We start from the raw sequence: 8,610 nt of genomic DNA on the forward strand, positions 1-8,610 counted from the left end.
GAGACAGGACGCCTTCCTTCATTCAGGGGTTCGGTAATCGACATGACCAGTCTCAGTGTGAGCGAGCCCCCGGTGCTGACCACCGAGCTCGATCTCTCGGCCGGCGTGGTGCTCGACGGCATCACCAAGCAATACGACGAGGACCGCCCGGCTCTCGACGTCGACCTGCTGCACGTGCCCGGACAATCGCTGACCGTGCTGGTCGGCCCGTCCGGCTGCGGCAAATCGACCGCGCTCGGCGTGGTGTCCGGCCTGATCACCCCCACCGCGGGCCGGGTGCTCATCGACGGCGCCGACGTCACCGAGGTGGCGCCGGGACGACGCGGAGTCTCGATGGTGTTCCAGGATTTCGCGCTGTACCCGCACATGACCGTCGAGCGCAATATCTCCTTCGGCCTGCGACTCGAGGGCAAGCACAACCGCAAGTCCGGGCTGGACCGCACCGAGATCGAACGACGGGTGGCCGGCGCGTGCGACAGCCTCGGCCTGAGCGAACTGCGCCACCGCAAGCCCGCTCAGCTCTCGGGCGGTCAGCGTCAGCGCGTCGGGCTGGCCAGGGCGATCGTTCGGCAGCCGAAGGTGCTGCTGCTCGACGAGCCGCTGTCCGCACTCGACGCGCAGCTGCGCCAGCAGGCCCGGGTCGAGCTGGTACGACTGCATCGCGAGCTCGGCAATACCGTCGTGCTCGTCACCCATGACCAGCTCGAGGCCTTGTCGATGGCCACCCACCTGGTGGTGATGAACAACTCGCGGGTGTTGCAGGTCGGTAGTCCGGCGCAGGTGTACCGGCGACCGGTCGATCTGTTCGTCGCGACGTTCCTGGGTAGCCCGCCGATGAACCTGGCGACGGTGACGATGAACGACGCCGGGGACGAGATGACCGGGCGCGGACTGGAAGTACTGCTCCCCCGGGCTGTCCCCGGTGTTCCCGCCGAACTGACACTGGGCTGGCGGCCCGGTGACGGCACCCTCCGTGACCACGACGGCCCGGGCTTGCTCGTGCACGGTGTGGTGGAGCTGGTCGAGTTCACCGGCGACTCCAAGATCGCGCAGTGCACCGGCGAATCGGGTCGCTGGGCCGTGACGCTGCCCGCCAACGATCCGGCTCCGGCCGTCGGCGCGCGAATCCAGGTGTTCGTCCCGGCGCACCGGCTGCACCTGTTCGACCCCGACACCGGCTCCCGGGTAACGGCTTTCGATGCACCTGCTGATCACCAACGATGACGGATACCGCGCGCCGGGGCTCCTGGCGTTAGCGGAAGCCGTGCGGGCGCTCGGCATCGACGCGACGGTGGTAGCACCGAGCGGTCCGATGTCGGGCGCGAGCCAGTCCCGGCGCAGTGGCGTCGCGGTGGAGTGGGAGTGGGCCGCGCCGACCGCCGGAATTCCCACGATTCAGGTGGGGTCGACCCCGGCGGCCTGCGTGGTGTTCGCGCTGACCTCCGGGGTCCTCGCGCCGGTGGATCTGTGCCTGAGCGGTGTGAACGCGGGCGAGAACATCGGCGCCACACTCAATGTCAGCGGCACCTATGGTGCCGTCCAGGAGGCGGGAGCGCGCGGTGTGCCCGGCATCGCGCTCTCGCGCGAGTTCGGTGGTCCGTGGAACACGCCCCACGATTGGGATTGGAGCTGGGTCCCCGACGCGACAGCCGGGGTACTCACCACGCTGCTCACAGCGCGGACGGGCTGGTTCACCGCGAACGTCAACCTGTCCGGCACCGACCGGGGCGCGGATCCGGCCTACACCACGGTCAGCCGCGCGCTGTATTACACCGATGTCTTCGACATCGCCCAGGGCGCCATCCTCAGCACGATCGGTTACCGCGCCGAGGATCTGGCGCCCGAAGACGACATCCACGCCTTCGCCGAGCAGCGGCGGACCAGCATCACCCTCGTCCGGCGGGCTTGAACGGTTCGGACCGCAACGCGGTCTTGACGACCTTCCCGCCGGGGTTGCGCGGCAACGGCGCCGTGCGCACCGAGAAGTACTGGGGCACTTTGAAATCGGCGAGCCGCTCGCGCAGGTGGTCGAGCACGGCGGCTTCGTCGAACTCGACGCCCTCGACCGGCACCACCACCGCGCCGACCTTCTCGCCCATCATGTCGTCGGGCACCCCGACCACCGCGGATTCGCCGATGCCCGGGGCACCGGCCAGGGCGTTCTCCACCTCGACGCAGTACACGTTCTCGCCGCCACGGTTGATCATGTCCTTGGCCCGATCGGCGATCGACACCAGCCCTTGCTCGTCGATGCGGGCGAGGTCACCGGTGCGCAGCCAGCCGTCGACGAAGGTCGCGGCGGTGGCGGCGGGGTTGTTCCAGTATCCGGCGACGACAGTGGCGCCGCGGATGAGCAGTTCGCCGACTCCGCTGCCGGGATCGGGCGCGTCGATGGCCAGGTCGATGATCGGCGCGGCGAACCCCACCGATTCCGCGTGTTCGGTGGCCCACTCGTGGGGCAGGTAGGTCGCGATGGACGAGGTCTCGGTCAGACCGAACCCGTTGGCCAGCCGCGCGTTCGGGAAGTGCCGGGCGATCTCGGCGACCAGCGCGGGCGCGACCGGCGCGCCGCCGTAGGCAACCCGGTTCACCGCGCCCAGATCGAAGTCGGCGAAGTTCGGCTGCCGAAACGCAAGGTAGTAGATGGCGGGAGTGTTGGTGAGCGAGGTGACCCGCTCATCGACAATCGCGCGGAGGAAATCCTGAATCTTGAACTGCGGCAGGATGATCGTGCTGCCGCCGATGGCCAGCTGGGGAATCAGCTGACTGTTGCAGGCGGTGACGTGGAACAGCGGCACCGAGACCAGGTTGCGCAGGGTCGGGCCTTCGTCGGCCGCGATGTGGGCGAGCCGGCGCACGTTCTCCACGGTGGACAGCAGGTTGCGATGCGTGGTCATCGCTCCCTTGGGTCGTCCGGTCGTCCCGCTGGTGTAGAAGATCGCGGCCAGATCCGCGGGACCCGCACCCTCGTGGACGTAGGGATCGCCCTGGGGCAGTGCCTCATTCGGCCGCAGGCTGAACGCGGCGTCGGAATCGGTGAGGACATAGTCGATTTCGGGGTCGGCGAACCGGGTGTTGACCGGCACGGCAACCGCACCCGCGAGCACGATTCCGAGAAAGCCGACCACCCACTCCGTTCCGGCGTTCAACAGGATGGCAACACGGTCGCCCGGTTGAATTCCCTTGTCCCGCAACCCACCGGAGACCGCGGCGGCCCGGTCCCACAGTTGCCGGTACGAGAGTCGCTCGCCACCGATCTCGACGACGGCTTCCTGCTCGGGCCACGTCTGCACGGTGTGGCGCAGCATGTCCACCAGGGAATCGGGCAGGTCGGCGTAGTGCGCGATACCGTGCTCGTCGCGAAAGATCCCGGCGGTGCCGAACGGTTGCACGGTCATCGCGCACCCTGCGGGTTCAGCAGCGCGGCGAGGTTGTCCTCGGCGAAGAAGTCCCGGCCGCTGAGCCCGCCCGCCATCATCCGGAACCACTGCTGCGTGTGCTTCGCGCTGCTCGGCAACGCGCGCATCACCTCGACGTGCTTGTCCGGCAGTACCAGTCGCGAGGACTCACAGGTGAACCGGTACATCGGCTTGCTCGACCGATCCCGCTGCGCCTGATAGTCGGCGAGCGCTTCGTCGAGTGGCCGCGCCGCCGACAGCCCCTCGTGCGCCCGCTCGGCGAGCAGGTCGGCGTAGGTGAACGCGTCGCTGATCCCGAGGCCGGTGAACGGGTCCTTGTGATATCCGGCGTCGCCGACCAGCGCCCAGCCGGGGCCGTGCGATTCGCGGTAGAAGTTCTCCGGATAGCGGGCGATGTAGAACCGTTCGTCGCGTTCGCCGGTGTCGAGCAGTTCGGCGAGGTCGGGCGCGGTTTCCTTGAACGCCAACGAGAAGTTGCGCTCGACATCGGCGCGGAACGGCGCGAACCGGTCGACGTATTGCACACACCAGATCAGCGTCTTGCCGTCGTGGGTCGGCCAGCCACCGACCGCCTGCTTGTCGCCGATCCGCAACTGGCTCTGCATGGTCAGGCCGGACCAGTACGAGTAGGCGGTGAAGGTCTCCCCCGGGATCACGTCGTATTTCTGGGCCCTGGTGAGCTGGGCGACGGTAGACGCGTATCCGTCGGCGCCGATGACGAGGCGAGCGTGTTCGGTCACCGGTTCGCCGTCGCGGTCGCGGCCGACGATGCCGGTGACGAACTCACCGTCGCGCACCAGATCTGTCACGGTGACGCCTTCGCGCAGATCGACCCCGGCCTCGCGGGCGGCATCCTGCAACAGCTTGTCGAGCACGATGCGTCGCGGCGCGTAGGTCTCGGCGATACCGTCGATCGGGTCGGAGAAGCCGGAGAAGTGGGCGTCGGCGTAGGACATGGTGATCGAGTGGATCGGCGTGCAGCCGGTGGCTTTCAGCCGATCGAGCAGGCCCCAGTCCCGCAGCCGCGCCAGACCACTCTGCCGCAGCATGTGGGTCGACACGGCGTCTTTGGGAAACAGCGCCTGGTCGACGCAGAGCACCCGGTAGCCACGCCGCGCGAGCAGCATCGCGACTGTGGCGCCGGCGCAGCGCGCGCCGACAACAATGACATCGTGCACAGTTTTCGACCTTTCAGGCATCGAGCACGAGACGGTCCGTGCGCGCTCGGGAAACGCAGATCATCATGGTTTTGCCCGACTCTTGTTCAGCCGGGGTGAGCACCGAATCGCGGTGCTCGACTTCGCCTTCGAGCACGGTGGTCTCGCAGGTCGCGCACGTTCCCTCACGGCACGACCACAGCACGTCGGCGCCCGCCCGTTCGAGTGCGTCCAGGACCGACGACCCGGCCGGCACCTCGATGGTCCGGCCGGAACGGTTGAGCACGACGGTGCTCGTCCGCTCAGGTCCGGTGGCCGCGATCTCCTTCGGATGAAAACGCTCGACCCGCAAGGCATCCGCGACACAGTGCTGCTCGACCGCGGCCAGCAGCGGCTCGGGGCCACAGCAGTACACGAGCGTGCCCGAGGTCACCGGCTCGAGAATCTCGGCCAGTGGCATCAGCCCGACGTCGTCCTGCGCGTAGCGACGAACCCGCGCACCATAGGCGGACAGCTCGCCGGCGAACGCCATCCGCGCGCCGGTGCGGCCGCCGTAGTGCAGTTGCCAGTCGGCGCCGCGCTGCTGCAGTTCGCGGATCATCGGCAACAGCGGGGTGATCCCGATACCGCCGGCGATCAGGAGGTAGCTCGCCGCCTGCGTGAGCGGGAAATTGTTGCGTGGCTCCCGGATCTCCAGCAGCGTGCCCGGCCGCACGTTCTCGTGCATCCACGCCGACCCGCCGCGGCCCTGCTCCTCGAGCAGCACCGCGATGCGATAACTGTCCCGATTCGCGGGATCGCCACACAGCGAGTACTGGCGAACGACGCCGTCGGGCAGGACGACGTCCACGTGCGCACCCGGTGCCCACGGCGGCAGTGGCGCGCCGCCGGGGTCGGTGAGCACAAAGGACAGCACGCCCTCTGATTCGTAGGTGATGGACCGAATTCGCACAATCGCGCTGATCACACGACGAGTCTCGCAGGGGTTCGGCGGCCCGCGGGGATTGATACTTTCAACGAATTGCCGGATTGAAATGGGGTCGATCGGCTATCGGCGGTCAGCGGGAGAAACGATCAGGAATCGAGAAGTTTCCAGGTCGGCGCCGTGTCAGCATTGTTTTCCATGGATCGACGAAAGGGTTTTGCGATGAACATCACCTGGGTTCGGCGAACTCATCGCGTGCTCGCCGTCGCCTTCCTCGCGGCCGTGCTCATCACGGTGCTCGGATTGTCGCTCAGCGGGCCCGAATGGGTGGTCTACCTGCCGCTCGCCGGGCTCTTCCTGTCCGGTGCGTCGATGTTCGTACGGCTCTTGCGCGGCCCGCACCCGCTGTCGGCGTTCGGCGACAGTGCCGGTCGCGTCCGTCAGGTGCATCGCTGGTCCGCGGTGGTATTCGTCGTCACCGTTGTCGCCACGGTGATCGCGCTGGCACAACCGGAGCCGATCGTGTGGATCTCCTACCTCCCGCTGATCCCACTCGCCGGGCTCTTCCTGTCCGGCTCGTTCATGTTCGTGTCGCCGCTGGTACGGGCGCGGCGCGCCCACTAGCTGGGTGACTCCCGTCAGCCGATGTCGACCACTCGCGCCCATGCGGGTGGGCTGTCCGGGACATAGTCCGGGTCGTCGTGGCGCCACGCGCGTTCTCGGCGGAAGAGGCCGACGACGGTTCGGCAGGCCGGTTGGTGGGAGGGCCAGGGGGTTTGGCCGTCGGTCAGGGCGACGAGTACGTCCGGGCGGGTGCGCAGGGCCTGGGTGAAACCGGTGCGCAGGTCGGTGCCGCCACCGCCGATCAGCGTCATGCCCTCGGCCTGGCACAGCGGGTGGGCGATTCTGGCCGCCGCGTCGCAGGAGAACACGGTGACCAGGTCGCGGCGGCCGCCGACGGCGCGGATGATGGCGGCGACTTCGAGCAGGGCGCTGCCCAGTTCGTCGTCGCTGACCGAACCCGAGGTGTCGATGACCACGCTGACCTTGGGTGGGGTGCGACGCAGGCTGGGCAACACGATGCCGGGGAGTGCGGTGGAGCGGCGGGCGGGGCGCCGGTAGGTGTAGTCCTCGCCGACGCCGGGAGCCGAGGCGGCCGCGCGCAGTGCCGCGCCGAGCAGGTCCCGCCACGGCTGGGAAGGATGCAACGCCTCCTTCGCCCAGCGCCGCCACCCTTGGGGCGCGTCTCCCGGACGCCCGACGATGCCCCGTGCCACCAGGAATCGGACGCCGTCGCGCTGCTGTTCGCTGAGACCGTCCGCGCCGTCGGGTCCCAGCTCCCATTCGCGGTCCGATCCGTCCGCGCCGCTGCCGCAGTCGAGCCACGCCATGTCTTCGGTCAGCCGCCCGAGGCGGAACTGACCCAGATAGTCCTCCATGAGTTGCCCCGGGTCCAGCCCCAATGTGCTGGGCAGCACGGCGCCCTCGGGCCAGACCAGCCCGTCACCGAACGCGTCGTCGTTGATCTCGGCGTCCGCGGCGATGTTCATGCGCAGCCGCTCCCCCGGACCGGTCAGGTCGTGGGCGTGGGCGTAGCGGTCGCTGCGCGCGTGATGGTCTCGCAGCAGGTGCGACACCTCGTGCACCAGGATCGAAGCCAGTTCTTCCACCGGTGTGTAGTCGACGAATCGTGGCGAGACGTAGCACCGCCAGTGTTTGTCCACGCCCATCGTCGGTGACCTCGGCGACTCGACGATGTGCAGCGCGTACAGAGCGGTCGCCAGATAAGGGCGGGCCGAAACCGCCTGCAGCCGTGCGGCATACAGCTTGCCGAAATCCAGTCCGGTGGCGTCCGCTGTCATCGGCCCGCCTGCACGGCAACGCGGGCCGCGGCGCGATCGGCACTCTGCGACACCGCCACCACCCCGGCCAGCTGTTCGATCGCCGCGGGCACCTCCCAGTTCTCGCGACGCAGCGTGGCCAGCGTTGTCGCGGGAACAACCACCAGGTCGGGTGCTCCGGTTTCCACGGCTTTCACCAGCAGCGACCAAGCCGCGTCCCACCGAGCCCGCTCCGGTCGTTTGCGAACCGCGGCCACCACACCGTCGAGAACGGCCTGGCGCAAGTCGCCCCGGGTCGGCAGTTCAGCGGCGACCGGATCGGCCAGCAGTGCTTCCGGGTCGGGCAGATCCATCCGATCGATGCTGGTGAGCAGTTCGAAACCGGGCCCGTCACCGACTGTGCCGCGGATCAACTGGGACAGCACATCACGACTCGCGTCGGCCGCGGTGGCGAAGGCGATCAGCCGCACGGTCATCTCCCAACTCCGCGGTGACGCCCAGGCACCGCCCCGCCGGGTTTCGGTGGTGGGCATCTGGTGCACGAGCTTGGGCCGAGCCGCGAGCAAGGTGCATACCGCGCGACGGGCGAATGCGACCGCCTCCGGCAGGCTTTCGGCCGCGAGCCGAGGCAAGGTCGCGTGTGGCCAGGTTCCGCCGAGGCCGCGGACGACCACGTCGTGCTCGTGAGTCCACTGCAGGTGCACGAATCGGTTCGCCAGCGGCGGGGTCAGCTCCCAGCCGTCGGCGGCCGACGAGCGTGGGTTGGCGGCCGCGACGATGCGCACACCCGGCGGCAGTTCCAGTGCGCCGACCCGCCTTTCGAGAACGACGCGCAGCAGCGCGGCCTGCACGGCGGGTGGTGCGGTGGACAGTTCGTCGAGGAACAGCAGGCCGCGCCCGGCCCGCACGAGCCGAACCGCCCAGTCCGGCGGCGCCATCGGCACCCCCTGGGTCGCGGGGTCGTCGCCGATGATCGGCAGGCCGGAGAAGTCCGACGGCTCGTGCACGCTCGCGATCACCGTGGTCAGCGGCAGTTCCAGAGACTCCGCGAGCTGGGTCAGGGCAGCGGTCTTGCCGATGCCCGGCTCACCCCACAGCAGCACCGGCAGGTCGGCGGCCACAGCCAAGGTGAGCGCTTCCAGTTGCGTGTTGGTGCGCGGCTCCGTCTTCACCGCACCCAGCAGGGCAAGGAGTTCGCCCGCGACGTCGAGCTGGGAGTCGGTGGCGCGAATCGGAAGCGGGCAGAGGGTATGAACAGTCATGTGTGC

General features: G+C 68.8%; 8 protein-coding genes. 3 read left to right on the plus strand and 5 right to left on the minus strand.

Annotation, left to right across the window (positions count from 1 at the left end; genetic code table 11):
- The first annotated feature begins 42 nt into the window (after positions 1 to 42).
- Positions 43 to 1,224 carry an ABC transporter ATP-binding protein gene (locus ACFWF3_RS14735; protein ID WP_379314076.1) on the plus strand — a complete coding sequence of 394 codons (1,182 nt, stop codon included), beginning with the start codon at positions 43 to 45 and terminating at the stop codon, positions 1,222 to 1,224.
- Positions 1,199 to 1,909, plus strand: coding sequence for a 5'/3'-nucleotidase SurE (locus ACFWF3_RS14740; protein WP_379314077.1), 711 nt, complete (start codon positions 1,199 to 1,201; stop codon positions 1,907 to 1,909). Before ACFWF3_RS14735 ends, ACFWF3_RS14740 begins: the two co-directional genes overlap by 26 nt.
- Here ACFWF3_RS14740 and ACFWF3_RS14745 read toward each other — a convergent pair.
- Genes ACFWF3_RS14745 through ACFWF3_RS14755 form a run of 3 tightly spaced genes read right to left on the minus strand, consistent with a single transcriptional unit; the run spans position 1,887 to position 5,543 of the window.
- Positions 1,887 to 3,398 (minus strand): class I adenylate-forming enzyme family protein, encoded by a 1,512-nt coding sequence (locus ACFWF3_RS14745; RefSeq protein WP_379314078.1) that lies wholly within the window; start codon positions 3,396 to 3,398, stop codon positions 1,887 to 1,889. The two genes, ACFWF3_RS14740 and ACFWF3_RS14745, sit on opposite strands and share 23 nt — an antisense overlap.
- Positions 3,395 to 4,597 carry an FAD-dependent oxidoreductase gene (locus tag ACFWF3_RS14750; RefSeq protein ID WP_379314079.1) on the minus strand — a complete coding sequence of 401 codons (1,203 nt, stop codon included), beginning with the start codon at positions 4,595 to 4,597 and terminating at the stop codon, positions 3,395 to 3,397. The genes ACFWF3_RS14745 and ACFWF3_RS14750 overlap by 4 nt, the downstream gene beginning before the upstream one ends.
- A 13-nt stretch (positions 4,598 to 4,610) precedes the next feature.
- Complete coding sequence (locus ACFWF3_RS14755; protein ID WP_379314080.1) at positions 4,611 to 5,543, minus strand: PDR/VanB family oxidoreductase; 933 nt, start codon at positions 5,541 to 5,543, stop codon at positions 4,611 to 4,613.
- A 180-nt stretch (positions 5,544 to 5,723) separates the two neighbouring features.
- Here ACFWF3_RS14755 and ACFWF3_RS14760 point away from each other — a divergent pair, with 180 nt between their 5' ends.
- Positions 5,724 to 6,125 carry a hypothetical protein gene (locus ACFWF3_RS14760; RefSeq protein WP_379314081.1) on the plus strand — a complete coding sequence of 134 codons (402 nt, stop codon included), beginning with the start codon at positions 5,724 to 5,726 and terminating at the stop codon, positions 6,123 to 6,125.
- 14 nt (positions 6,126 to 6,139) lie between these two features.
- Here ACFWF3_RS14760 and ACFWF3_RS14765 read toward each other — a convergent pair whose 3' ends face one another.
- Together ACFWF3_RS14765 and ACFWF3_RS14770 are read right to left on the minus strand one after the other, a co-directional pair.
- The gene (locus tag ACFWF3_RS14765; protein WP_379314082.1) at positions 6,140 to 7,363 is read right to left on the minus strand and encodes a VWA-like domain-containing protein; all 1,224 of its coding nucleotides are present in this window, start codon (positions 7,361 to 7,363) and stop codon (positions 6,140 to 6,142) included.
- The gene (locus ACFWF3_RS14770; RefSeq protein WP_379314083.1) at positions 7,360 to 8,604 is read right to left on the minus strand and encodes an AAA family ATPase; all 1,245 of its coding nucleotides are present in this window, start codon (positions 8,602 to 8,604) and stop codon (positions 7,360 to 7,362) included. Before ACFWF3_RS14770 ends, ACFWF3_RS14765 begins: the two co-directional genes overlap by 4 nt.
- Positions 8,605 to 8,610: the final 6 nt, after the last annotated feature.

The sequence above is a fragment of the Nocardia sp. NPDC060220 genome (genome assembly GCF_042727815.1).
Lineage (GTDB): Bacteria > Actinomycetota > Actinomycetes > Mycobacteriales > Mycobacteriaceae > Nocardia.